This is a genomic window from Bacillus sp. NEB1478 (genome assembly GCF_031582965.1).
Taxonomy (GTDB): Bacteria; Bacillota; Bacilli; order Bacillales; family Fictibacillaceae; genus Fictibacillus.
The window spans coordinates 2,890,044-2,915,226 of record NZ_CP134049.1 but is presented as its reverse complement, the minus strand read 5'-3'; the positions used below and the strand labels follow the sequence as shown (position 1 = coordinate 2,915,226).

The 25,183-nt window shown below is 38.7% G+C and carries 25 protein-coding genes; 19 read left to right on the top strand and 6 right to left on the bottom strand.

What is annotated here, in order from left to right:
- The first annotated feature begins 82 nt into the window (after positions 1 to 82).
- Positions 83 to 733, top strand: coding sequence for a pyridoxine/pyridoxamine 5'-phosphate oxidase (locus RGB74_RS14610; protein ID WP_310760026.1), 651 nt, complete (start codon positions 83 to 85; stop codon positions 731 to 733).
- 129 nt (positions 734 to 862) lie between these two features.
- On the top strand, positions 863 to 1,813 hold the full coding sequence (gene mraY / locus RGB74_RS14605; protein ID WP_310760025.1) for a phospho-N-acetylmuramoyl-pentapeptide-transferase: 951 nt from the start codon (positions 863 to 865) through the stop codon (positions 1,811 to 1,813).
- A 59-nt stretch (positions 1,814 to 1,872) separates the two neighbouring features.
- Here mraY and RGB74_RS14600 read toward each other — a convergent pair whose 3' ends face one another.
- The gene (locus RGB74_RS14600; RefSeq protein ID WP_310760024.1) at positions 1,873 to 3,060 is read right to left on the bottom strand and encodes an endonuclease; all 1,188 of its coding nucleotides are present in this window, start codon (positions 3,058 to 3,060) and stop codon (positions 1,873 to 1,875) included.
- A 427-nt stretch (positions 3,061 to 3,487) separates the two neighbouring features.
- Here RGB74_RS14600 and RGB74_RS14595 point away from each other — a divergent pair, with 427 nt between their 5' ends.
- The 5 genes from RGB74_RS14595 (at position 3,488) to RGB74_RS14575 (ending at position 9,133) form a co-directional block, all read left to right on the top strand.
- Entirely contained in the window at positions 3,488 to 4,759 is a 1,272-nt protein-coding gene (locus tag RGB74_RS14595) for a dicarboxylate/amino acid:cation symporter (RefSeq protein WP_310760023.1), read from the top strand.
- Positions 4,760 to 4,970: 211 nt separating this feature from the next.
- A complete protein-coding gene (locus RGB74_RS14590) occupies positions 4,971 to 6,020 on the top strand; it encodes an NAD(P)H-dependent flavin oxidoreductase (RefSeq protein ID WP_310760022.1) in 1,050 nt (349 codons plus the stop codon).
- 327 nt (positions 6,021 to 6,347) lie between these two features.
- The gene (locus RGB74_RS14585) at positions 6,348 to 6,614 is read left to right on the top strand and encodes a phage holin family protein (RefSeq protein WP_310760021.1); all 267 of its coding nucleotides are present in this window, start codon (positions 6,348 to 6,350) and stop codon (positions 6,612 to 6,614) included.
- 345 nt (positions 6,615 to 6,959) lie between these two features.
- Positions 6,960 to 8,213 (top strand): L-lactate MFS transporter, encoded by a 1,254-nt coding sequence (locus tag RGB74_RS14580; protein ID WP_310760020.1) that lies wholly within the window; start codon positions 6,960 to 6,962, stop codon positions 8,211 to 8,213.
- A 197-nt stretch (positions 8,214 to 8,410) separates the two neighbouring features.
- Positions 8,411 to 9,133, top strand: coding sequence for a YrrS family protein (locus RGB74_RS14575; RefSeq protein ID WP_310760019.1), 723 nt, complete (start codon positions 8,411 to 8,413; stop codon positions 9,131 to 9,133).
- A 75-nt stretch (positions 9,134 to 9,208) separates the two neighbouring features.
- Here RGB74_RS14575 and RGB74_RS14570 read toward each other — a convergent pair whose 3' ends face one another.
- Genes RGB74_RS14570 through RGB74_RS14560 form a run of 3 tightly spaced genes read right to left on the bottom strand, consistent with a single transcriptional unit; the run spans position 9,209 to position 10,777 of the window.
- Entirely contained in the window at positions 9,209 to 9,733 is a 525-nt protein-coding gene (locus RGB74_RS14570; RefSeq protein ID WP_310760018.1) for a hypothetical protein, read from the bottom strand.
- Positions 9,734 to 9,755: 22 nt separating this feature from the next.
- Positions 9,756 to 10,016, bottom strand: coding sequence for a hypothetical protein (locus RGB74_RS14565; RefSeq protein ID WP_310760017.1), 261 nt, complete (start codon positions 10,014 to 10,016; stop codon positions 9,756 to 9,758).
- Positions 10,016 to 10,777, bottom strand: coding sequence for a methyltransferase domain-containing protein (locus RGB74_RS14560; protein ID WP_310760016.1), 762 nt, complete (start codon positions 10,775 to 10,777; stop codon positions 10,016 to 10,018). Before RGB74_RS14560 ends, RGB74_RS14565 begins: the two co-directional genes overlap by 1 nt.
- 236 nt (positions 10,778 to 11,013) lie before the next feature.
- Here RGB74_RS14560 and RGB74_RS14555 point away from each other — a divergent pair, with 236 nt between their 5' ends.
- Both RGB74_RS14555 and RGB74_RS14550 read left to right on the top strand, forming a co-directional pair.
- Entirely contained in the window at positions 11,014 to 11,505 is a 492-nt protein-coding gene (locus RGB74_RS14555) for a DinB family protein (protein ID WP_310760015.1), read from the top strand.
- 33 nt (positions 11,506 to 11,538) lie between these two features.
- On the top strand, positions 11,539 to 12,243 hold the full coding sequence (locus RGB74_RS14550) for a polysaccharide deacetylase family protein (RefSeq protein WP_310760014.1): 705 nt from the start codon (positions 11,539 to 11,541) through the stop codon (positions 12,241 to 12,243).
- 35 nt (positions 12,244 to 12,278) lie between these two features.
- Here RGB74_RS14550 and RGB74_RS14545 read toward each other — a convergent pair whose 3' ends face one another.
- A complete protein-coding gene (locus RGB74_RS14545; RefSeq protein ID WP_310760013.1) occupies positions 12,279 to 12,740 on the bottom strand; it encodes a universal stress protein in 462 nt (153 codons plus the stop codon).
- A gap of 318 nt (positions 12,741 to 13,058) precedes the next feature.
- On the opposite strand from RGB74_RS14545, the gene RGB74_RS14540 reads away from it, so the two are divergent.
- The 9 genes from RGB74_RS14540 (at position 13,059) to RGB74_RS14500 (ending at position 23,242) form a co-directional block, all read left to right on the top strand.
- The gene (locus RGB74_RS14540; RefSeq protein ID WP_310760012.1) at positions 13,059 to 14,348 is read left to right on the top strand and encodes a phytoene desaturase family protein; all 1,290 of its coding nucleotides are present in this window, start codon (positions 13,059 to 13,061) and stop codon (positions 14,346 to 14,348) included.
- Positions 14,349 to 14,350: 2 nt separating this feature from the next.
- Entirely contained in the window at positions 14,351 to 15,235 is an 885-nt protein-coding gene (locus RGB74_RS14535; RefSeq protein WP_310760011.1) for an RNA polymerase sigma-70 factor, read from the top strand.
- A gap of 161 nt (positions 15,236 to 15,396) precedes the next feature.
- Positions 15,397 to 15,954, top strand: coding sequence for a GNAT family N-acetyltransferase (locus tag RGB74_RS14530; RefSeq protein ID WP_310760010.1), 558 nt, complete (start codon positions 15,397 to 15,399; stop codon positions 15,952 to 15,954).
- Between the two features lie 118 nt (positions 15,955 to 16,072).
- Entirely contained in the window at positions 16,073 to 16,624 is a 552-nt protein-coding gene (locus RGB74_RS14525) for a sigma-70 family RNA polymerase sigma factor (protein WP_310762892.1), read from the top strand.
- Positions 16,625 to 17,941 carry a DUF4179 domain-containing protein gene (locus RGB74_RS14520; protein WP_310760009.1) on the top strand — a complete coding sequence of 439 codons (1,317 nt, stop codon included), beginning with the start codon at positions 16,625 to 16,627 and terminating at the stop codon, positions 17,939 to 17,941.
- Between the two features lie 200 nt (positions 17,942 to 18,141).
- Positions 18,142 to 19,827: a hypothetical protein gene (locus RGB74_RS14515; protein WP_310760008.1), complete on the top strand. Its 1,686-nt coding sequence runs from the start codon at positions 18,142 to 18,144 to the stop codon at positions 19,825 to 19,827.
- 19 nt (positions 19,828 to 19,846) lie between these two features.
- The gene (locus RGB74_RS14510; RefSeq protein WP_310760007.1) at positions 19,847 to 20,536 is read left to right on the top strand and encodes an HAD family hydrolase; all 690 of its coding nucleotides are present in this window, start codon (positions 19,847 to 19,849) and stop codon (positions 20,534 to 20,536) included.
- A gap of 23 nt (positions 20,537 to 20,559) precedes the next feature.
- Positions 20,560 to 21,090, top strand: a complete 531-nt coding sequence (locus RGB74_RS14505; RefSeq protein WP_310760006.1) for a DUF4362 domain-containing protein — start codon at positions 20,560 to 20,562, stop codon at positions 21,088 to 21,090.
- 523 nt (positions 21,091 to 21,613) lie between these two features.
- The gene (locus RGB74_RS14500; protein WP_310762891.1) at positions 21,614 to 23,242 is read left to right on the top strand and encodes a M4 family metallopeptidase; all 1,629 of its coding nucleotides are present in this window, start codon (positions 21,614 to 21,616) and stop codon (positions 23,240 to 23,242) included.
- A gap of 38 nt (positions 23,243 to 23,280) precedes the next feature.
- Here RGB74_RS14500 and RGB74_RS14495 read toward each other — a convergent pair whose 3' ends face one another.
- Positions 23,281 to 23,994 (bottom strand): DUF421 domain-containing protein, encoded by a 714-nt coding sequence (locus tag RGB74_RS14495; protein WP_310760005.1) that lies wholly within the window; start codon positions 23,992 to 23,994, stop codon positions 23,281 to 23,283.
- A 169-nt stretch (positions 23,995 to 24,163) separates the two neighbouring features.
- Here RGB74_RS14495 and RGB74_RS14490 point away from each other — a divergent pair, with 169 nt between their 5' ends.
- Positions 24,164 to 25,060, top strand: coding sequence for an AraC family transcriptional regulator (locus RGB74_RS14490; RefSeq protein ID WP_310760004.1), 897 nt, complete (start codon positions 24,164 to 24,166; stop codon positions 25,058 to 25,060).
- Positions 25,061 to 25,183: the final 123 nt, after the last annotated feature.

Genomic DNA, 25,183 nt, shown 5'->3' with positions numbered 1-25,183 from the left:
TTTTATATAAACAGGAGTATGTATTGAGTTTTGGGATGGTATAATTTTACTGAAAAAGAAGCAGTGAAGGGGGATTTTTATGATGAATACTAGAGAAAAAATCAAAGCAAGCAAAACACTTACAGGACCTTTTCCGATATTTGATATAGAAAAAACATCAGAATACCCGCATGAATTATTTCTTGAATGGTTTCAATCTGCAGTTGATCAAAACGTACATGAACCGCACTCTATGATTCTATCGACAACAAGTCTAGACGGATCACCTGATGCCCGTGTTCTTATTTTAAAGGATGTGGATGAAAAGGGTTGGTATTTTGCTTCTAGTTCAATAAGTAATAAAGGAAAGCAGATTGATGCGAATCCCAATGTTGCTTTGACATTTTACTGGTCGATGATCGGCCGTCAAGTCAGAATTCGCGGAGCAGCCGTTCCTATGGGGAAAGAAATGAGTAAGAAAGACTTTTTAAAAAGAGGGAAAACTGCTAGAGCCATCGCATTGATAGAGAGGCAAAGTTCAATATTAGAAGAGCAGTTTGATTTCGATCAAGCCATAAAAATACAACTTGAAAAGATTCAAAAAAATCCGGAGATCATATCTCCTAACTGGACAGTATACAGGGTTGCTGCTGAGGAAGTTGAGTTTTGGCAAGGAAACGAAGACAGAAAGCATATTAGGCTCAGGTACAAACTAATTGAAAATAAGTGGATAAAAAATAGCTTATGGGCATAGTCAAAATCATTAAGGGCAGATCTAGTCTGTCCCTTTATTTTTTATGATAAGAATATCATGGAAATAACAGGGACATTTTAACGTTTTATCGAATCTTATAAGATTGATAGATTGAAAGGAGATCAAATTGTGTTTTCTCAACTAACTCCAGCTCTAATAACCTTTATCATTACAGTTTTAATAGCACCTGTACTCATCTTCATTTTGGATAAATTAAAATGGACGCAACCGATACGTGCAGAGCTTCCGGCAGATCATCAAGAGAAAAAAGGAACTCCGTTGATGCTGGGCATTGTATTCCTTGTTGGGGTCGCAGTTGCTTTTTATTATGATCAAAGTCCAGCGATGCTTTTTCTTTTGAGTACGTTTTTGTTGTTTAGTTTTATCGGTTTTCTCGATGATCATTGGAAGGCATCGAAACAAGATCCTGGTGGGGTTTCTGGTAAAACGAAGCTGCTTTTTCAATTCGGGTTCACGATACTGCTTTTGTTTGCAGCCGTAAATTTATTTGAGCTAGATCCCAGCATACATCTAACAGAATCACTGCAAATCGTTTTGCCTTATAGTTTTTATTTCGTTGTCATCACATTGTTTATCGTAGGAACGGCGAACGCGATTAATTTTACAGATGGAATGGACGGGCTGTTAGGAATGGTAGCCATCCCTACATATTTCTTTTTCTTTGTGATCAGCGAGCATGCAGAGGTGAAGATTTTTAGTTTGGTGATGATCGCTGCTATTTTAGGATTCTTAATCTACAATTTATACCCGGCTAAAGCCTTTATGGGTGACACTGGATCACTCGCAATAGGAGGAACACTATCCTTTCTTGCCATAATAGAAAAAGTAGAGATTCTCATTCCTATTCTTTTTTTCATTTATCTCGCTGAACAGCTATCCGTTATTTTACAGGTTACCTATTTCAAGAGAACAAAGAAAAAATTATTCAGATTTACACCCATCCATTATCATTATGGAATTAAATATGGCTGGTCTGAAAATATGATCGTCACCGTGTTTGCGATGGTGTCGTGGGCGGCGTGTTCGGTTTGTTTAATCTACTACAAGGTACTTATGTAGAATCAAAAGTAAAAGCCTGGCGCAATGCCAGGCTTTTGGTTGTTTATAACATTAGTCGTTTACCAAATTTCTTCAGCAAACTCAGGGTGATCGATGAATGGATTTCGGTTGTGCTGGTAATCGTTGTAGATAATGTTGTTTCGGTTGCGTTCCCAGTTATCAACGGGATCTTCTGCATTCCATTGCAATAATACAGACATTTTACCTATATATGGCGCCGCTCCGTTATTCACGTTGTTGTTCATCTCTAGCTGAGGTTCTCCGCTGTCTCCTTCATATCGGACTGCCATATAAAAAATCATTCGGGCTACATCGCCTTTTACAGCATCCCTCGGTTCCCATGAATCACTGTCATAATAGTTGCCTCGTGCTTCTGGATGCTCAGTGCCCCCGTTGTCAAAATCCAGGTTGCCTCTTGAGCTGTTTACGCTCGCGTCTGTTGGCCGTAGATGATGAAGATCTGTTCCTGGTCCCATCGCTGTACCAAAATCACCATGGGATTTCGCCCAGACATGTTCACGGTTCCAATCATCAACTCCTGAGCCGTTTGAGTTTTTACTTTGAGAACGTCCAGTATACAGTAAAATCACATTGTTGCTGTTGTTCGGGTCTTGGTCGGTTACTTTTAATGCTTCCCAAACAGCTGAATAAGAGATTTCTGTATGATCATCGATTATGTTATGAAGGGCAGTTTTTAATGCAGCTCCTGTTTTTCCTCTAGCCGGGTCATAATACGAATCATCATAAGGCGGTGGATTTGTCGGATCAGTAGGGTCAGTCGGCGGATCTTCGGGATCAGATCCAGATGTTTTCTCCATGGCAGTTGGATCTTTTAATCCGGGATGTGAAAAGTATGCGGTAAGATTTCCGGTTACTTTAATCGCTGTATCCTTTAAACCTGGATTCGTTTTTAATCCAAATGTCGATCGGAATGAAGATGGAATTTGTACGTACACCATGTTTGAAGTATTTGTTTCAGATGCACTGTCAGCGAGTGCTAGAGCATAGTCGTTCGGATAATTGCTTGATACAACGGTTGACGTCGCAGTAGGTTGTCCTACGACATAACCTTGTACAGTTTTTACACCGTTATTTTGATTGGAAATGGCTTGTGCTACGGAATATGGAGAGTTTGTAGAACCATCTCCGGTAGCCTGAAGAGAAGGAATAAAGGTAAGTGTACTTATAGCAAGTGCAACTACAACGGAAAAGAGAGAAAGGAACTTTTTGTTTCCGTGCCTATTCATAACCTGCACCTCCATCAATTTTTGGAAGGTGGGGTCAGACCCGGGGTCTGACCCCACCTTCCTTTTTAAGCGAAATGCTCTATTACCAGCATGTAATTTCTCGATGTTGGTGAAACTGTTTTTATTTTACAATCACTGTATTAATTTCATTTTACAAGGTTGTAAATATTCTCCACAGTTGCAAAGGACCGAAATATAACGGTTAAAAAAACAGTTAGAAATGCCTACTCGTATGAAAAAAGGCTATGACAGCAATCACGAATTCTTCTGCATACTAGTTATGTTGTCCATTTATAATAAATGAGTTAACTGTTTTATGTTGAAATATGAATACATTCATAATATTCTTACAACATACTGAAAGCGTTTTTATTATTTTACAAAAATGTTTAAAGCGCTTATTCACGTTTTGAAGGGGGACATATAAATGAAGAAGATTTATAAAAATCTCACGTTTCAAGTATTAACTGCAATCGCCGTAGGTGTGCTCGTTGGCTTGATTTGGCCGGAAATCGGGAAGCAGATGAAGCCGGTAGGAGATACGTTCATTAATGCTGTTAAGATGGTGATCGCCCCAATCATCTTCCTGACGATCGTTCTTGGAATAGCAAAAATGGGTGACATGAAAAAGGTAGGAAAAGTTGGAGGAAAAGCTTTTATTTATTTTGAAGTTGTTACAACACTCGCTCTTATTATCGGTTTGATCGTCGTTAACGTTTTAAAGCCTGGAGCAGGTTTGGATTTTGATAAGCTTCAAAAAGGAGATGTATCACAATATACATCTGACGGCGGCGGGAAAATTGACTGGATGGAGTTTTTTACTCACATTGTTCCTAGCAATATGGTAGACGCTTTTGCAAAAGGCGATATCTTGCAAGTCCTGTTTTTTTCCGTTCTTTTCGGTGTTGCACTGACCGCTTTAGGTGATAAAGGAAAAATCATCATCGAATTCTTCGATAAACTGCTCAGCGTCTTCTTCAAAATTGTAGGATATATCATGAAAGCAGCGCCTCTTGGAGCATTCGGGGCGATGGCTTTTACGATAGGCAACTTTGGGCTTGAGTCTTTATTGCCGCTCGGAAAGCTGATGATTTCAGTTTACACAACCATGTTTTTCTTCGTATTTATCGTGCTGAACATCATCTGTAAAATGAATGGATTCAGTCTTTGGAAGTATTTGAAGTATATAAAAGAGGAGCTGCTGATCGTACTCGGGACAAGCTCTTCAGAATCGGTTTTACCGCGTATGATGAATAAGATGGAAAAGTTCGGCTGTTCGAAATCGGTTGTCGGACTTGTTATTCCAACAGGTTACTCGTTCAACCTGGATGGAACGTCAATCTATCTTTCTATGGCAGTGGTCTTTTTAGCACAAGTGTTCAACATCGATCTCAGTTTGACACAGCAGCTGACGATCATCGCTATTCTAATGCTGACATCGAAGGGAGCAGCAGCCGTTACAGGCGGTGGCTTTATCGTACTAGCTTCAACCTTATCAGCCATGTCAGTTATTCCTGTTGAAGGATTAGCTCTATTGCTTGGTGTTGACCGATTCATGAGTGAAGCGCGTGCGATCGTGAACTTGATTGGAAACGGTATTGCGACAATCGTCGTTTCGAAAAGCGAGAACGAATTTGATGAAAGTCAGAGTGAACAAGCTTTGAAAGAATTGAATGATTCAAAAAAAATAGCAGTATAAATAAAAAGGCTGCAGTCAAAAACAAGACTGCTGCCTTTCCTTTTTAGCACTACCAAAAAGTATAACTTGTAGCGAAGAGATTTTAGACAAAAGTAGATAGTATCAGTGTAAGGCTGACGGGTTAGTAATAGCGTTATCCAAGATTTCTTTATAAAATAGAGATAAGAACTCTATTGTTGAGGTGAGAGAATGCTGAGTAAACGATTGAACATTGAAATATCCAATCATTCAGGCGGGGATGGCAGGTGGACCGACCACAGCAGATCTTGTTGCTACAGTAAGTAATGCAGGTGGTCTTGGTACACTAGGGGCAGGTTATATGCAACCAGAGGATATCAAAAAAGCAATTTTACAAATCAAAGATCGAACGGAAGCTCCATTTGCCGTAAATCTTTTTCTTCCACAGTCCTATGAAAAAAACGAACAACAAATTCTGAACATGCAAAAGCTGTTGAATCACTACCGAAAAAAGCTCGAAATACCAGAGATACATACGATTCCAGACATGAAAGATATTTTTGAACAGCAACTCGAAGTTGTTATTGAATCTGGAGTGAAGATTGTCAGTTTTACATTTGATCAGCCATCTGTAGAACTGGTGAAAAAGCTAAAGGATAAAGACATAATCGTTATGGCCACAGCTACGAATGTTGAAGAAGCGGTAGTTCTTGAAAAAATAGGAGTTGATGTTATCGTCGCCCAGGGAAGTGAAGCGGGAGGACATCGAGGAACGTTTATCTCAAATGAGCACGAAGCATTGATCGGAACGTTTGCCTTAGTTCCACAGATCGTTGACGCAGTCAGCTGTCCTGTAGTCGCAGCCGGTGGAATCATGGACGGAAGAGGTTTTGCTGCAGCCCTTTCGCTTGGAGCATCCGGCGTTCAGCTTGGAACAGCATTTTTAACGGTTAACGAGAGCGGAGCAAATGACATCCATCAACAAGCGATTCTATCCAGTAATGACACCGATACGAAAATCACAAAATCTTTTTCAGGAAAAAGTGCGAGAGGTATTAAGAATGAGATGATGATGGAACTCGAGCAAATTCCAACGGGAAATTTGCCGCCTTATCCCTTCCAGCACATTTTAACTTCTGATATTAGAAAAGAAGCAGGTCGAAGAAAAAATAAAGAAATGCTCTCGATGTGGGCTGGGCAAGCTTCAGCTATGAGCAAAAGACAGTCTGCGAAAGAACTGATCGACAGAATCGTGGTAGATTGTAATCAAATCATTACAAAACTGCACAAGCAACAACCATGAAATAGTAGAATTTTTGCTAACGTGGATATATTTAAAATAACGTGGGATTATTGAGGTTTACCGTGGAAATATTTACCTTTACCGTGGAAATATCTAGTTAGGATAAATTTCAGTGGTAACTGAAAGCTATCATTTTAATGATTTATAGCTCTTTATCAGAGATAACATTCAATTGTAATAAAATTGGAGAAAAAAGCGGTCCCAAAGCGATTATTTTCACTTGGAAATCGCTTTTTTTCTTTTGCATTAAGGTCTTTTTCGCCCAAATTTCTAATATTCATATTACAAGTAATGGTTTGACAACACTCTTTTAGAGGAGGCAATCAGATGAGTCTGCTTACAACTTTTACACCGTACGTTGGCCTTGCTGTCATTTTATATGCCATTCGTCAAACGAATCGTGTTTCTAATCGGTACATTCCGATCATCGCCGTTGTTTTAGGAGTTCTTTATGCTTTCTGGCAAGATGGTAAATTTACTCCAGGCGGATTGTTAGTAGGGCTTCAGTATGCGCTATATGGGATCGGGACAGTTGCCTCTATCAAATATTTTATAACGAATAATGGAGCAGCCATTAAAGTGAAAAATAACTAATGATTTTTCAGAACAGTTAAAAAATTTATTGCCTTACTTTTCTATATCTGATAACATTAAAAACGCTTAGCATTACAACAAAATTAAAATGAAGAATCTGCAAGTACTGCACATTTTTTATTTTATTAATTAATAATGATGAATGATTTCTCTGCACGAGTATGTAGAGACGTTAGACAACATTCGATTAAAGCTTATCTTCGTATAAGTTTTTTTGGATGTTGTCTTTTTTATTAACTGCCGTTTTGGTAGGATTGAATGTCATTATGGTAGGATTTTTTGTTGTAAGGGTAAGTAAATAGAAAGGTTAACCAAATTAACTTTTGAAAAGGGGGAAATAAAAAAATGAAAAAGACAAAAAATCGCTGGCTCATCGCTTTATCCGCAGTTGGCATCCATCTTTCAATCGGATCTGTATATGCTTGGAGTAACTTTACAAATCCATTGATCGATAAATTCGGCTGGTCGGCATCACAAGTACAAATGACCTTTAGTATTGCCATTTTATTTTTAGGATTATCAGCAGCTTTTCTAGGTCATTTTGTTGAAAAACACGGTCCGAAAAAAGCAGGATTGCTAGCAGCTATCTTCTTTGGGATAGGTATTGCAGGTTCTGGACTAGCAGTAAATATTGGCTCTTTACCACTATTGTATGTTTTTTACGGTGTACTTGGGGGAATTGGGCTTGGAGTTGGGTACATAGCTCCGGTATCAACACTGATCAAATGGTTTCCGGATCGCCGCGGTTTAGCAACTGGACTTGCCATTATGGGATTTGGATTTGCTGCTGCAATCAGTTCTCCAATCATGGATTCTTTGATCAAATCTTCTGGAGTCGCAAATACCTTTTTTATTCTAGGAATTGCTTATTTTGTAATCATGACATTATCTTCTCTGTATTTAGAAAAACCGCCTGAAGGCTGGCTTCCAGAAGGGTTTAAAGAAAATGTGGATAGCGGCAAAGTAAAAGTCAAAAAAGACCTCTCTCAACTCACAGCAAACGAATCGGTAAAAACACGCCGCTTCTATTATTTGTGGATTATGCTCTTCATCAATGTAACGTGCGGGATCGCAATCCTTTCTGCGGCTAAACCGCTGGCACAAGAAAGCATCGGTCTCACAACAGCTGAAGCGGCAGCACTTGTTGGGGTGCTAGGATTATTCAACGGTTTTGGGCGTCTCGGCTGGGCAACGATTTCCGATTACATTGGGCGTCCGAACACATATACAACATTTTTTGTACTACAGATCGCATTGTTTTTCTTATTGCCTCACACGACATCAGTTATGTTGTTCCAGGTAATGCTGGCGATTGTTTACACATGCTATGGCGGAGGATTTTCATCTATTCCTGCGTATATCGGGGACCTATTTGGAACTAAAGAAGTGGGTGCGATCCACGGATACATCTTAACAGCATGGGCAGCAGCCGGTCTTGCTGGGCCGTTATTTGCAGCATGGATCAAGGATACAACAGGTTCTTATGCGAACAGCTTAACCTTCTTCTCAGGTTTGTTCGTTGTGGCACTAATCGTTTCGGTCTTAATTCGATTTGATATCAAAAGATTGGAAGCAAAACAAAATAAATCAGTAGCTTAAATCATAAATGGAAAGGAGCTGGAAATCGGCTCCTTTTTTTATTTGACCGACATGTTTCGATGCCTCCTCTACGAATGTTATTATGTTCATTTAAGTTATAAAAAGGAAGTTTATAGAAAAGAACTCATAGCTCGAAAGGAGTTCTTTTGTTTATATATAGCAACAAAGGGAACGGTTTTAAAAAGGAGTGAGAAAAATTGTCTAGATTACGTCGCAACAACAGCAAGAAAAATACAAAAAAGCGCAACGTCGTATTATTCAGCGCACTAGGTGCGGTTCTCATAGGATTGTTGTTTTTACCGAAAGATGCCTTATTAATGGGAAATGATGAGCAGCCTGAGAAACATAAAGTAAAAGAACCAACGCATAAAGTTGTGAAACTTCAGCCTGATGGAACAACGAAAGAAGAAAAAGTCACTGATAAAGAGGACAAGCAATCGAAGGATTCTCAAAATGATGATTCTTCAAAAGAAATCGGTATAAATCCGGATAAAGAAGAACAGAAAAAGCAAAAAGCAGAAGAAGCCCAAAAAGCAGAAGAGGCTCAAAAAGCAGAAGAAGCCCAAAAAGCAGCGGAAGCAAAAAAAGCAGCTGATGCTAAAAAAGCTGCAGAAGCGAAAAAGAAACAACAAGCAGCTAGCGATCAGCCAACAATAAACAAACCGATCGGAACGTCTCAAACTGGACCGCACACTTCTAGTTATGAAGAAGGAAGTGTCGATTGGAACGAGAAGCTAAAAGCGATTCGATTAGCGACAGGATTAGACGAAAACATGACAGTGTGGAAAATTGCGAACGGCGGAAGCCCGCAAAAATCTGTAGCTGAAGTAAGTCCGGACGGAAAATCAAACGAAAGATATACTGTCAATCTTGAATGGGTTGATAAAAAAGGTTGGAAAGTAACAAACGTACAGAAATAATTGAGTGAAGCAGTCCCGAGATAAAAGGGACTGCTTTTTTAGTTTGTTTTGCTTAATTTTGTGATAACGTACACTTTATCTTCTACTGCAGCCACCTAATATCTTCTTTATTTCTCCATCATCCAATGAAATATCAACACCACAGGGGCTCAATATAGCTGAAATACAAAGTGTCTTTTCGTTTTCGAGTGCGAATACAACCGCATGATCATAAATAAGGAGCTCATGACGAGTTTGTAATTCTTTTGAAAAGATAGAAACCTTTTTCACGCTTGTTTCTATTGGAATTTCTGTTTTAGTCGGGCTTACCGGATTACCCTCATAATCTGCTTCATAGGTAATTGGCGGCGGTTTCTTCTGTTTCTGAACAGAGATTTTCCAATATTCTTCATCATTTGGGGTCTCCAGTAATCGACAGGTGAACGCTAATATTTCTTTTTGTTCATAATTTCTTAAGAAGACTGTCGCGTAAGAGTGGTATGAAGTCAAGCCATCCTTTTTAGTAATGGAAGAACCGAATATAGAAGTAAGTCGCTGTCCAATCAAATTGTTTAGCAGATTGACTTCTTCTTTCTTATGCAGGGCTTCATACTTTATCATGGGTACACTTCCTAACCAGAAATCACTTCATAAACATATCCATTGAAAAAGCAATAAGAAAAGAGCTGGCGGCTAAAGCAACTAGGCATAAACTTACAACACTCGTTAATAAATCCGGGATAAGGAGGAAACTGTAAATCGCTCCGATCGAACCGGTTATTAAAAAGACGATAACGAAAAAATATTTTATTTTTTTCTTATTTGGCGCATAAATATGAATGGCATAAAAGAGGAAAAATAATAAAAATGTGGCGCCTGCTAGCATTGTAATAATATACTCCATCAATTAGCCCTCGCTTTTAGAATAAATCGATGCTGTCTTACATCAAAATAACCTTTCGATTGAATTATCAAATGGATGTTATAAATCTCTTCCAAGTAGTTTTCACTTTGGAAATTAGGAATTTGCCAAGGAATCGCTTTTAAATAATAGAGAAGGGCACCCACATCATAAAAACGCTGGACAGGAAATTCTTCTTTCGCTTCTAACACTACAAAACCATGATCCATCAGCTCTTTTTCAGCAAATGACAAATCCCAATGAGAAAACGCACCATTCAATGAAACACCAAAATGTTCATTGATTTCAATGCAATCCGTCCCCCCTACTTGCTGTGTCAAAAAAACACCATCATTCGAAATCACACGACGGACTTCTTTCGGTGAATACTCTTCATGCTTGTTAATGATCAAATCGAATTGACGATCAGTAAAGGGAAGAACATTATCTTCTCCGATTTGATGTACCTTTACACCTAAAGGTTCTAACCGCTTTTTTGCTATAGGAACATTGGGAAGATACGCTTCAGTGGCACATATCATCTCAGGAAAAGGCTGTAGCTTTGATAAAAGTTCACCGCCGCCAGTTCCCATATCAAGCATTGAGTTCGCATCTCGAATTAGCGGGATTACCATACTGCCGTATGACCACGAAAGCATATTGCTACTCATTCGTCCCGTTTCCGTTACAAAAGAAAAATCCCACCCAGAAAACGGTTTTTGTGCAACATTTACATACATTTCAAATTCTTTATCATGTTTCATTCATGCACCTCCGTATTGTTTTAAATAAGTTAATCAAAAAAATTGGAGGTCCTCTGCAAGAATGACGGTTTTACTGGTCATGTTCAAATGAGCTCATGATTTTCTCCTTTATTCGAAATTCCTTTTAGATTGTATTCTTTACTACACACTTAACCCCTTCAAAAAAGTCAAAAAAAGGGTAATGCAACATGTTGTCGAAAAATAGCAGAAGAATGAATTAAATGGAGGAATCATTAATGACTCATCATAATGTAAATATGCTGGATTATCATGTTTGGGCTAATCAAACCATATTTAATCGTTTATTGGAGCTTGGCAATGATGTTTATCACAAAGAAATTCAAAGCGTCTTCCCATCCATTTCAAAGGTAGTTTCTCATATGTACATTGTTGATCAACTCTGGTTCCACATCATTTCTGGAATTAGTATGAGTGATGCGCTGGAAATTGAAAAAGTTGAAACAGATTCGAAAAACATTGAAGAGATTTATCAAATGTTTGCGGAATTATCGAATCGGTATAAAGATTTTTTTACCAAACAAGAAGATTTGGATAAAAAGTTAGTGCTTGATACTCCTTGGGCAGGACGAAGAGAAACGAGTCTTTCTGAAATGGTGACGCATCTTGTTACACATGGCGCTTACCACCGCGGAAATATCACAGCGATGCTGCGTCAAATGGGTCATGCGTCTGTCACAACAGATTTAACGAGCTATTGGTACAAATAAAACGGATTAATATACTTTAAAGGGTGAAACGGAGTGAAAAAAGTTCTAATCATCATCATCGTATCTATCGTTATTTTTATTGCTGCCGGATATGGTCTTTTAATATTAAGCAACTCGAGAGATTTTCAGTTTTACGGTGGTCTTGTCACAAAAGCGGATACAGACGAAAAGGTGGTTGCCCTTACTTTTGATGATGGTCCGACAAAGAATACAGATCAGATATTAAAAATATTGAAAGATGCTGATGTTAAGGCGACCTTCTTTTTAACGGGAAGAGAGATAAAAGAAAACTTTGGAGAAGCAGAAAAAATCGTGCTGGCAGGTCATGAACTAGGGAACCACTCTTATTCGCACAAACGAATGATCCTCAAGACTCCAACCTTTATCAAAAATGAAATTGAAACGACAGATGCTTTAATCAAAAAAACAGGATACAAAGGACCGATCGAGTTCAGACCGCCATATGGGAAGAAACTGGTCGGCTTACCGCGTTATTTGGACAAACAGAATCGAAAGACGATTCTTTGGAATATTGAACCTGATTCCTATCCAGAGATTGCTTCTGACTCCCAAAAAATAGTGGAGCACGTGAACAAAAACATCGAACCTGGATCGATTATTTTACTGCATGTTATGTATGGGTCTCGTACAGAATCAATAGAAGCTGTGAAAGATATAGTAGACAGTTTAAAAGCGAAGGGCTACAAATTTAAAAAGGTTTCTGAGATGGTGGAATAAAAAAAGGAGCGAACTCATAAGGAGTCCGCTCTATTCTATTTAGTAATTAGAACGGGAACATTTGCGTCATGCAATACTTTTTGACTGACGCTTCCGAGTACGAATTTCTTCAGTCCTGTCAATCCTCTGCTTCCAATGACGATGAGATCGATGTTATATTTCTCTGCATAGGCACAAATGGTATCAGACGGAGCTCCATTCAGCAAAGCAGTCTTCGTCTCAACTTCAGGTGGAACTTTCGCTTGCGCTTTGTGCAAGATCTCCTCACCATGAGTCTGTTCCGCTTTTTCAGCCTCCATTACTTCTTCACGAACCATAGAAGTACTTGCAACACTTAGCGGATAAACACCGCCATATAGTGGCAAAGGTGATTCTTGCATAACATGGAGAAGCGTTAATTCTGCACCTGAATTTTTCGCGATCTCAGAACCGTTTCTTAAAGCTTCGATGCTGCCCTCTGAACCATCAATTGCAACGAGAATTTTACTGTATAACATCATATGATCTCCTTTCTTTTAAAAATAGATTAAAAGGCAGAAAATTATGAAAATTGCCTTTATTAATAAATACCCGTTTCACTTTAATATCAAACGAAGTTCATTTTTTCTCTTTTCAGACATTGTACGATTAGGCAGTCTCTCGTGGAGTTGCGCACCTTATACTCCAATCAACCTTCCAATTAAGCAGTTACAATAATGCCCCTGAAGCTCATAGCTCTCATATTTAATAGGAAAGAGCCTTTTCTATTAAAGTACTTTGTCACAAAATGAAACCCATTATCGTCTTGTTTATAAAATCAGAAAGTGGTGATTCATTTGAATACATTTGATGTGGCAATTGTTGGCGGAGGGATTTCTGGATTGACGGCTTCTATCTATTTAGCGAAAGCTGGTTTATCTGTTGCCGTTTATGAAAAAGGAAAAGAAGTTGGCGGGCGTGCCCAATCCGTAAAGAAAAATGGTGCGATGCTGAACCTTGGGGCACATGCGATTTACAAGGGGGGAGAGGCAGAAAAGATTTTGAAAGAATTAGGTGTGACTGTATCTGGCGGAACCCCAGATGCGAAAGGGAATGCGATCTGGAATGGCAAGCTGCATGCTCTGCCTGGCTCTTTAACATCGCTCTTTACAACACGATTATTATCCTGGTCCGGGAAAATGGAACTGGGTAAAATGATGATTCAATTGCAAAAGCTGACTCCTGAAAAGATACCGCATATCAGCTTGCGGGAATGGGCAGAAAGTGAGATTAAAGATCCGATGGTCCGTCACATCTTTTATGCTTTATGCCGAACGGCAACGTATGGTATTGATTTTGAACGTTTACTTGCCAGTGCAGTACTTAAGCAGTTACAGCTAGGATTGAAAGGTGTCACTTATGTAGACGGCGGTTGGCAGTCAATGGTCGTTAGCCTCCGAGATAAAGCGCTAAAATCGGGAGTCATCATTCATACACAAAAATCGGTTTCAGCGATTGAATATGAAAATGGCAGCCATCATGTTTATTTTAATGATGAAGACCAGATAGAAGCTCCATTCGTAATAGTAACGACGGGGCCAAATCAAGCGAACAAACTTGTTAAAGGGGCAGAACATTCTTCTCTTCATGTGTGGAAAGAAAAATCGATGCCTCTTTATGCGGCTTGCCTGGACGTTGTTCTGAAAAAGCTTCCTATGCCAAGTCAAAATTTTGCGATTGGGATTGACCAGCACATTTTATTTACCAACCAGTCACGTGCAGCGAAATTAACGGATGATGGTTCTGTTGTTATAAATGTTCTGAAATACCTTGGAAGCGAAAAAGAAGTGAACGTGAAAGCAGTTGAACAAGAGCTGGAACAAATTATGGATCTCATGCAGCCTGGGTGGAGAGACGAAGTAACAGCGCGTCAATTTTTACCTCATATCACCGTTGTTCAAAACACTGCTGCGGTACACACATCGTTTTTGGATCCTGCAGTGTCTGAAATTCCAGGCCTATATATGGCAGGAGATGGAATGGGGCATGGAGAAATGTTGGTGGACGCAGCATTTGCGAGTGCCAAACGTGCCTCCGATAAAATCATTCAGCAATTCGCTTTAACTAAGATAAGAAAGGAAGCTTAAATATGCTCGAATCCAGTACTGTAAATCTCTTTACATCCTATCAGCCATTGTTATTTTCACTGGCGTATCGCATGCTGGGCAGTGTTCAGGATGCAGAAGATATTGTACAGGATGCGTATATCACACTGAATGAAGTATCGATCGAAAACGTTAAAAATGTGAAAGCATATCTTTGTAAAATCGTAACGAACCGATGTATCGATGAGTTAAAGTCAGCCAGAAAGAAACGGGAAACTTACGTAGGACCCTGGCTGCCTGAACCAATTGTGAATGAGAAGCTGGATTCAGATCCAGCAAACAAGTATGTCATGAAAGAATCGATTTCCACAGCTTATTTGCTTTTATTAGAACAACTTTCAGAAACCGAGCGTGCCGTGTTTCTTTTAAGAGAAGTGCTGCAATACAATTACGAAGACATTGCTGATGTCGTCGGAAAAACGAGTGCGAATTGCAGACAAATTTTTCTGAGAGCGAAGAAGGCATTGGGTGCTCATCCGGAATACAACAAAGCTCCATCTGAAAAAGCTGTGACCATAACAGAACAATTCGTTAAGGCTATAATGTCTGGCGATGTCAGCACATTATTACGTTTACTGGCAGTGGATGCGAAACTTCTATCAGATGGCGGTGGAAAAACAAAAGCGGCACTATTGCCAATTTTGGGTGCTGAACGAATTGCTCGTTTTTGTATGGGAATTATGGCGAAAACAACGCAGGAAATCACATATACCCTTCAACAGGTAAATGGGGGACCTGGAATGCTCATCTTCTTGGATGGTCGATTGTACGGTGTTATTTCGTTCAATGTACAAAATGAAACAATCCAAGATCTGTATTTTATCGTGAACCCGGAAAAACTTGCACATGTGAAACAGGTGCAACAATGAAGATTCAAAAACAAATATTCATTCAAGCTCGTTATCTACCAAAAATGCGTTCAAGGAAAAAGAGTGGCTTTACGCTCTTTAAGCCAATTGAAATAAAGAAAAATGACACGAATCTAGAAACTATTCTAAATGATAATGAAGACTCAACTCGGAGGCACACAATGAATCCAATCCTGCTAGACTTTCCAGCAGAATTCACAACTGATAGACTGCTGATCCGCATGCCAATGCCTGGTGATGGTAAGGCCGTATATGAATCAATCAACGCTTCACTTAACGAGTTGAAGCCATGGATGCATTTTGCTAACATCGACCAAACGGAAGATGATGTAGAAGCAAACATCAGAGGAGCACACACGAAATTTTTAAATAGAGAAGATCTGCGTCTGCTCGTCTTTTTAAAAGAAACAGGCGAGCTGGTCGCCTCGTCTGGTCTGCACCGGATCAATTGGGATGTTCCAAAGTTTGAAATCGGCTATTGGGCGGACAGCCGGCATACTGGCAAAGGATATGTAACAGAAGCTGTGCAAGGAATAACAGAATTTGCAGTAGACGAATTAAAGGCACGCCGTATCGAGATTAGGTGTGATGTACGGAATAAGAAGAGTGCGGCGATACCTGAGCGATTAGGTTTTACACTAGAAGGCATCTTGCGTAATGATTCACTTGCAACAGATTCGTCTTTAAGGGATACATGTGTATATGCAAAAGTGTTTTAAATCGAGAAAAGGGTTGCTTTAGCAGCTCTTTTTTTATTACTGATAAAAAAAGTTGAACAAAATGACATGCTCATCCATCTAATGTGCACAGTGAAAGGGGGGGGAACGTGTGAAAGAGATGGCCATAAGTTTTGAAAGAGTAAAGGTAGTAACAGACAGAGTGGCGTTAGCGAAAAAGGGTGACAAAGACGCATTTATCTTCTTAATTCATGAAAATAAAACAAACTTATATCGAGTAGCAATGGCGATGCTGAAAAATCAGGCAGACGCGGAAGATGCCATTCAAATGACCATCATGAAAGCATACGAAAAAATCGGACGGTTGAAAAAGAATCTGTATTTCAAAACGTGGTTGATACGAATTTTGATTAACCAGTGCAATGACACATTAAGGGCAAAGAAGAAAGTGATTTCGCTAGACAATATGAATAGAGAATTTGGGGGATATGAAGATTCTTATAAAGACTTGGATGTGCAAGATGCGATTTATTCATTAAAAGAAGAACTCCGTTTGGTGACTGTCCTTTTTTATTATGAAGATATAACAACAAAAGAAATTTCAAAATTATTAAAGATTCCTGAAGGTACGGTTAGATCCAGACTTTCAACGGCCAGATCAACCTTGCAAAAACTTCTTCAAATCATTGATGAAAATAAGGGGCGTGATTAGATGGAGAACTTATTTGATGAAAAACTTAGAAATCGTATTTCACATGGAAAAGTTGTTATTCCGCATCGAACAGAAGAGAAAATTAAAAGCACATTAGAAAATCTTCCTGAAAGAAGAAAAGGAAATAGGAAACGAATCGTCGCTGCCTCAATTGTAGCTATTTGTGCAGCAACGTTCCTTAACCTAGACACTTTTGCAGATGATATTCCTATTATTCAGTCCATCCAAAAACATTTTCATTTAAATTCAAATTACGAAAAAGTAATGGATCCAACACCTTACACAAAAGAAAGCAACGGGACAAAAGTTACGATAACAAACACTGTCTTTGATGGAGTAGAACTCTTGGTTTCTTATAAAGTTGAAGGTCAGGATGCGTTTCAAACCAAACCATACCTCTTCACAGACGCATTTATAAATAACAAAAAACAAGGCTGGGTAAGTTCGAGTAATGAGTTTGGTGAATTTAAAGATAAAGAACATAAAATGTACGAAGGTACCACTCGTTTTCTCATCACACCAGAAACTTTGAATTGGCGAGATGAAGATGCGAATGTTAATGTAAGCAGGCTTCCAGAGAAATTTACTCTCCTTTTACAATTGGATCGCTTAGGAGGTATAGATGGACCTTTCCATGGTAAATGGAATTTTGAACTCCCGATTAAAACTGAAAAAGTAAAGAGTTATACGAATGAATTCTCAGTAAATAAAGCTTTGCCATTTATTGATTCTCAAACAAAATTAGAAGAGGTAACGGTTACGCCATTGAGAATACTCTTAGAAGGTGAAGTTAGCACTAGTAACCCTATGCTTAATTTCATAGTAGTAGATCATAACGGAGAAACAATCAAATGGGTCAGTGGTGACACAAAAGAGAGTGCTTCTGGAACTATGTCCGTTAGAAGTTATTATGAAAATACAGGGAACCTGCATGATTCAATTACTGTCATTCCGTTTAATGTAAATAAATCTCATAGCGGATATGATATAAGTAATGGAACTCTTTTAAACATAAAAGGCGCGACGACCATCCCATTAGATAATCAAAGAAACTTAACCATTACGAAAACAATTGAGCAAGGGAACAAAACGTACGTTTACTTCTCTTCAGAATATCCGATCAATCAATATCTACCAATGTTTTTAGTTGACGAAGATGGCAAAGAATATTTTAGAAATCTAGAAGAAAGCAAGATTGCTCCAAAAGGAAAAGAATCCGTTCTAGTTTTTGACGGGCATATTTTAAACAAGGAACTAAAAGTCGTTAATCCAAATAAAGTTTATTATGATGAGGCATTTAAAGTAAAAATAAAATAATTTTTAAAAACCCTAAGCTCTTTATTTAGGGTTTTTCCTGTTTTAATGAATGTATATAAAGCTGTTCAGGCAATCACTAGACTCCGCTATTAATTATTTTAAGATACAGATAAAAAGCCATTGTATTTCCTTTTTTTATCAATTAGAATAAATCGAATCCTTCTATTTTATAAAGAAAATCTTACTAAAAAGGTGAAAACATGAACGAATTAAAGTTTAGAAATATGCTGAGAAAAACGAAGAGCCAAGACCCTGAAAAACGCTTTGAAGCACTGGGTGCTTTATTTGAATATAAAGAAACACCAGATTTGGAAGTCAGAGTGGACCTGTTAAAAGAAGTGGTTGAGACAGCTGCAAGCTCTTTCCCTGATCCGGTTGATGTGTGGGATCAGCCGTCTTATTACTTAACAGATTTTGTGTGTGACTATGCAATGCCTGAAGTAGTCGAACATTTAATTAAGTATTTTGACAAACTATCACCTGATGCAAAAGTAAGAGCGTTGGAATTATTTTTAGTTACTGAAGATGAAGAGATCTTTTTTGAAATTGAAGATAAAATCGCAAAGTTAATACAAGAAGAGGAAGTAATTCTGCCAGTCGAACAGCTCTGTGAATACCCTGTCTTTGTACGTAATGTGGTTGATAAAGTTATGGATAAATTAAATTCTCCTCATTATAAATACATGATGTATGATTTTATTCTCGCAATCAATGAATCCGGGGTTGAGCCGGGTTACAAGAAACAAACCGTACTGCCTTCGTTATTAAAAGACTACGAGAATCTGAGGACAGAATATCTTTCGTATGACAAAGATTATCAAGCGAAATACGTGTACACATCTTGGAAAGAAGACTATTTTAAACTCCGCTATAATATGAATCTGCTTCTTCAACTCACAAACTATTATTTTACGGCCGATACCGAGGACTATTTAAAAGAGGCGACAAACTTTCAAGATCCCGTTATCGCTGCAAAAGCAGTACACATTTGTATGGAAAAGAATCTTGATTTCGATAAGTCAATTCTATCCAAGCTAGCTGCAGATTTAGAGAGTGCAGAGATGATTTACTGGGATTTGAAATCAAGTAATAAAGAGCATTTATTTCCTATAAAAGAGGGCAAACAGCCTCTAATCGCGAAATCAAAACTGCTGACACATATCGTTTATCTTCGGGATGATGAAGATCAAATGATAGGAAAGTTTCCAGAACAAATTAATATAGTAGATTCGATTGAAACGGAAAATCAATACGGACAGCCAATTCGTTATTATTTGATGAGTTTCAAAGAAGGTAATACGGATTATGTTGGATGGGTCGGTGGATTTTCTTTGGAAGACGGTGATGACACCGCTCATATATGGGAAGGAACATACACAGACTTTGTTGAGCTGAAATCGAAGACCTTATCTGAGCATAAAGAAGATTTCTTTTCCAGGCGCGAAGAGTTAAGCCAAAAATATCATGAAGAGATTCATTATATGAGTTCACCGAAATTGCCAAAGGGCTTGTGGTTCTTTTATGCAATCCTCATTACGCACTGGGGAAGAATGATTTTTGACGGTATAGATGAGGGGATTTATATCTCGATTGGATTTACGGTAATCGGTCTTCTTCTAACCGCTTATGAGCTTTGGAAAAAGAAACGCAGCAAAGTGATGGTTGTAGGACACGATGTCGTGGTTACGAAAGGGAAGGCGAGCAAAGCTATAAAGATTCAAGATATTAAAAAAGTGAAATACAATAAAAAACATGTACAAATCTACAATAAGCAGAATGATATTCAACTTCTGATCCCTTTTAAATGGGTAGATTACGATCATTTCTCACATGTCTTATTTGAACATACACAGCATTTGCGTGAGACACCTTTTATAGAAGAATAGATTCATAGGAGGCTGAGTCTTGATTAAAGCAATTTTTTTCGATTTGTATGAAACGCTCATAACGGAGTGGAAGGAAGAGAAGAAAAAAGCGGTTTATTCTACTAGGGAATTAGGACTAGATCCAAAGATATTCAAACAAGAATGGGACAGCAGAAGATTTTTGAGAATGGATGGAACTTTCCCAGATCATCAGAGTGTGCTGAGAGATATTTTAAGTGCGCACGGTAAAAGAGCCGATCATGACGCGATTGAAAAAGTACATCAAGAACGAGTTCGTGTAAAAGCCGTTCCTTTTTGTGAAATGCATCCAGAAGTAATGGATTTATTGAAGCGCCTAAAAGCGATGGATATCAAGATTGGGCTTATAAGCAACTGTGCACCAGAAGAAGTACAAGCATGGAAGTCATGTGAACTGCCTGCTTATTTTGATACTGTCATATTTTCATATGAAGTGAAGTACGCGAAACCTTCACCTCAAATCTACCATTTGGCCTGTGAGAAACTCGGGGTATCTCCACAAGAGTCAATTTTTATAGGTGATGGCGGATCAGATGAGCTGAATGGAGCACAGGATGCTGGGATGCAAGCCTATCATGCAACGTGGTTTTTGCCTGAAAAAATAAGTGAGAAAATCACAGGGTTTCCAAAACTATCAAATCCTCTTGCCCTTTTATTGGAAGACAGCCTGATGTTTGTTGACGTACAATGAAGGATGACAAGGAGGGAATTTAAGTGACTTCAAAAGTGCTATTGTCGATTTTTATGATCTTATTCATCGTCTCGGGCTGTGCGAGTAAGTCGGGTCAAACGAATGAAAATACTGCCGGGAACGAGAATAAAAGTAAGACGTTCATTCCCGATAAGGAAGATGTTATCCAAGATTCTTTCTATCTAACAAATGTAGATAAGCTGGAAAGGTTTATTGCTGACATGAACAGTAAGGTGCAGGGCAAGATTCGCGTTGTCCGCTACCTTGAAGGAGACAAGTTCGCTGACCCTGATGCCCCGATTATTTTTGATTTGCAATATGTATATGATAAGCAAGCAAAGCAAGGCTGGATTCAAGTTCAGCCTGATCGAAGCTACTTAAGTTCAAAGCAAGCTGAAAAAGAGCTGATGAATAACCCGCAGCAATGCAGTACGATCACAAAGGATGAAGAACGAGGCTATTACATGCTGACGGAGTGCCATGACGCCTGGGAATATAAACTGTTTCCTTTAGAAGGAGATGTAGTCGGGAAGACAAGAGGCTCTGGTTGGTAAAGTGAATAACTTAAAAAGAGAGACGCCTCAAAATGAAACCCTTTGAGGTGTTTTTATTTCTTTTTCGGTATGTATTTTACCGTTTGAGCATCTTATTTGATAAAAAACAGGTTGGATTTAGGAAAAAGGTTATTTCAACTCTGAAGTTATGCCGCATTTCATGTATTGAAGCTATACTTTTGATTTAATTCCACGGTAATGTCGATTATATCCACGTTAAATTCGATAATTCCACGTTATTTTCGATATATCCACGTTAATTCCAATAATTCCACGCAACCCATTTTTTATATCTCCGCAAACCTTCCTAAATGGGTTATTACATGATTGTTCGGACTAAAGAAACGGGTCTATGGTAGTGTAGGTAAAATATGACAAAAGACACTATGAAACAAAAAAACACATTTTCTGCTAGTAACATCTCTTTAACTTTCTGAATATTCGTATAAATTCAGCGAAAAGGGTGATATGATTTTGCTTGCTAGCTAATTTACTGAAAAAGGAAAATGGAGGTTTTATGATGATGAAAAGAAAATGGGTAGCGATGGGGATCGCAGCAACACTAGTATCAGGGGCACTCGGTACACAAGCATCAGCTGCATCAAACGAAGTAAAAGTGAAAGCACAAAGTGATTTTGGAACGCCCTCATTTTTATCAGGGAAGCTAACAGCACCATCAAAGGCAACTGCTCAGAAAGTTCTTTTCGATTACATAAACAGTCATAAATCCGCATACAAAATTGGAAATAATAAAGCAGAAGACTCTTTTGCCGTTAAAGAAAGTACAACAGAATCGGATGGGACAAAGGTTATCCGACTTCAGCAGCAATACAACGGCGTTCCCGTCTGGGGATCGACTCAAGTGGCGCATGTCACAAATGATGGTGTGTTAAAAGTCGTGTCTGGTTCAGTCGTCCCAGAATTGGACAAGCAGGAAAAACTGCAAAGTACAAAAACGATTAAATCCAAAAAAGCCGTTCAAATAGCCAAAGACGCATTAGGACTCACACCTCAATTTGAGAAAACACCAAAAGCAGAGCTCGTTGTATTTATGAAAGACGACATTGCTCATTATGCGTATTTTGTTAACTTAAACTTCTTAACACCTGAGCCAGGGAACTGGAACTACTTTATCGATGCAGCAACAGGTGAGGTTCTTAGCCGCTACAACAATATGGATGAAGTATCAGGTACAAACGCCACTGGAACAGGTGTAGGGGTACTCGGAGATTCCAAAACTCTTAATCTCACACTCTCAAGCGGCAAATATTATTTGCAGGACAACACGAGAGGAAACGGCATTTTAACGTATGATATGAAAAATAGAACGTTCTTGCCTGAGTTGTTCCTTCCAGGCACTTTATATAGCAGTACAGACAACGTATTGAACAGCACGTATGAAAGAGCGTTTGTTGATGCCCATTACTATGCAGGCGTGACATATGATTATTATAAAAATACGTTCGGCCGCAACTCGTATGACAACAAAGGCGCACAGATCAAATCTTCTGTTCATTTTAATAAGAACTATAACAATGCGTTCTGGAACGGTTCACAGATGGTTTATGGAGATGGCGACGGAACGACTTTCACATCGCTTTCAGGCGGAATTGACGTAGTGGCACATGAACTTACACACGCTGTAACAGAGAACAGCTCGAATCTCGTCTATCAAAATGAATCTGGTGCTCTTAACGAAGCGTTGTCCGATATTTTCGGAACGCTAGTAGAATATCAAAGCAACAACAATCCAGACTACGAGATCGGTGAAGACGTGTACACGCCAGCAACAACAGGAGATGCTCTCCGTTCCATGTCTAATCCGGCTAAATACGGTGACCCTGATCACTATTCTGTACGCTACACAGGTACAGGGGATAACGGCGGCGTTCATACGAACAGCGGTATCATCAACAAAGCCGCTTATCTGCTGAGTGAAGGCGGAACTCATTATGGAGTGACGGTGACAGGAATCGGGCGTGCGAAACTGGGAGCAATTTTCTACCGCATGAACACTTCTTATCTAACGTCTTCATCAAACTTTAGCCAGTCAAGAGCAGCAGCCGTTCAATCTGCAACAGATCTGTATGGTGCAGCATCTCCAGAAGTAACATCCGTCAATTTGGCATTTAACGCAGTTGGCATCCAATAATAGAAGACAGCCAATCCCAATAAAGGGGCTGGCTGTTTTTATGATTCTATATCTATAGGTGAAGAAATTTTATCTTCATATAAGTCAAAGTAAAGTTGACTGTTTGTCCCCCGGACACAGTAAGCAATCTGATGGAGCGTCAATCCCCTATTCTTGATTTCAGCGTCTAACCATTCCATTGTTAATTGATTTTGTGCCAAGTTATTTTCAATCAATTGTCCGTCCATAATTAATTCAATGGGAAATGCAGATTTCGTTGGCGTGAAAATGCCAAGATCTTTTTTCTCAGCTTGACGAAACGGTGATTTTTTTAATACGGATAATTGTCCGTCAGCTTCAATCACAGCATAATCTACTTCATCAACATCAAAAATATCTTTTCCTCTCAGTGCCTGATTCATAGAATCCAGAGTCATTTTTAGTTTTTTTAGGTTTCTTTCAAGTATTTTTCCATCCTGTATGATCACAGTTGGCTGCCCATTGAATAATGCTCTGACATTCCTGTTTTTTAATGAAAGGAGAGAAGCCAAAAAAGTAATGCCGCTAAATACAAGCAAAGATACAATAAAATTTATGAAAGGCACAGCTGTGTTGAATGCAAAATTTCCTGCAATTGAGCCTAAAGTAATTGAAGCGATAAAATGATGGTAAGTCATCTGTGATATCGTTTGTTTACCAAGCTGATGAACGATATAAACAATGATAAAAAAGGAAAGGGCGCAACGAATAATAACTTCTGTAATATCTCCCATAGTATTTTCTCCTTCTATGCATTCTCTCTATTTCTTAACATGAAGAATATAAAACATACATTGGAACAGATAAATGATGGAAAAATTTTGGTAAAATGAACTTAGCAAAAAAAGTTAAGAATCAAAAGACAATCGTGGCTATGATAGATGCAGGGTAGGTGAAAAAGGAATGAATTATGAAGTTTGTATCCAAAAAACACTGGATTATATTGAAGAAAATCTGCATGAGCGCATTACGTTAGAGGAACTTGCAGAGCTCGCTTGTTTCTCGCCTTTTCATTATCATCGGGTGTTTCATTTTCTGGTTGGTGAAACCGTCATGGAATATGTGAGAAAAAGAAGACTCACACACGCTGCACAAAGGCTTCTTAACTCTGATGATAAAGTGATCGATATCGCGCTGGATCTTGGATTTCACTATCATGAATCATTTAACCGGGCATTTAAAAAATTCTTTGGCGTTTCACCTAGAGAGTATCGTGATACGAACGTCATCGCTAAGTTCCTGCATCAAAAAGCTTACCTGAATATGAACCGATTGACGGGAGGACTTACATTGGAAATGAAGTTAGTTACAAAACCGGCATTCAACATCATGGGGTATGAGCTGAAAACGAGCAATATAGATGGAGAGAATAATCGCGAAATACCGAAGTTCTGGCAGCATTACCTTCAGAACAACTTAGGTGCAAATATTCCGAACCCGTTAAACAAAAACGAAGAACTCGGGTTGTGTACGGATTATAATACAAAAACCGGCGAGTTTGTTTATATGATTGGAATGGAGGTCGCTGAGGGGAGTTCTGTTCCTGAGGGAATGACGTACAGAAGTTTCCCGGAAATGGAGTATGCTGTTTTCACAACACCGCAAGCAAGAGAAGAAGACTTTCCATCATCCATTCAGTCTACATGGGTAGAAATTTTTTCAAAATGGTTCCCGGATTCAGGCTATGAGCATGACGGTACAATTGAGTTTGAGCTATACGACGAGAGATGCTACGGAAAAGAAGAAAAGCAAATCGATATCTACATCCCTGTAAAAAAACAGGAAGCGAAAGTTAAATAAAGAAGTAAAACCTCTGGATGAATGCCAGAGGTTTTTTTATTAAGGGAAAAACTGGAATAATGTGTTAAAGTTAGATTATATAAATAGATGAGGTGATGAGTCCATTGTTCAGCATTTTTGGTT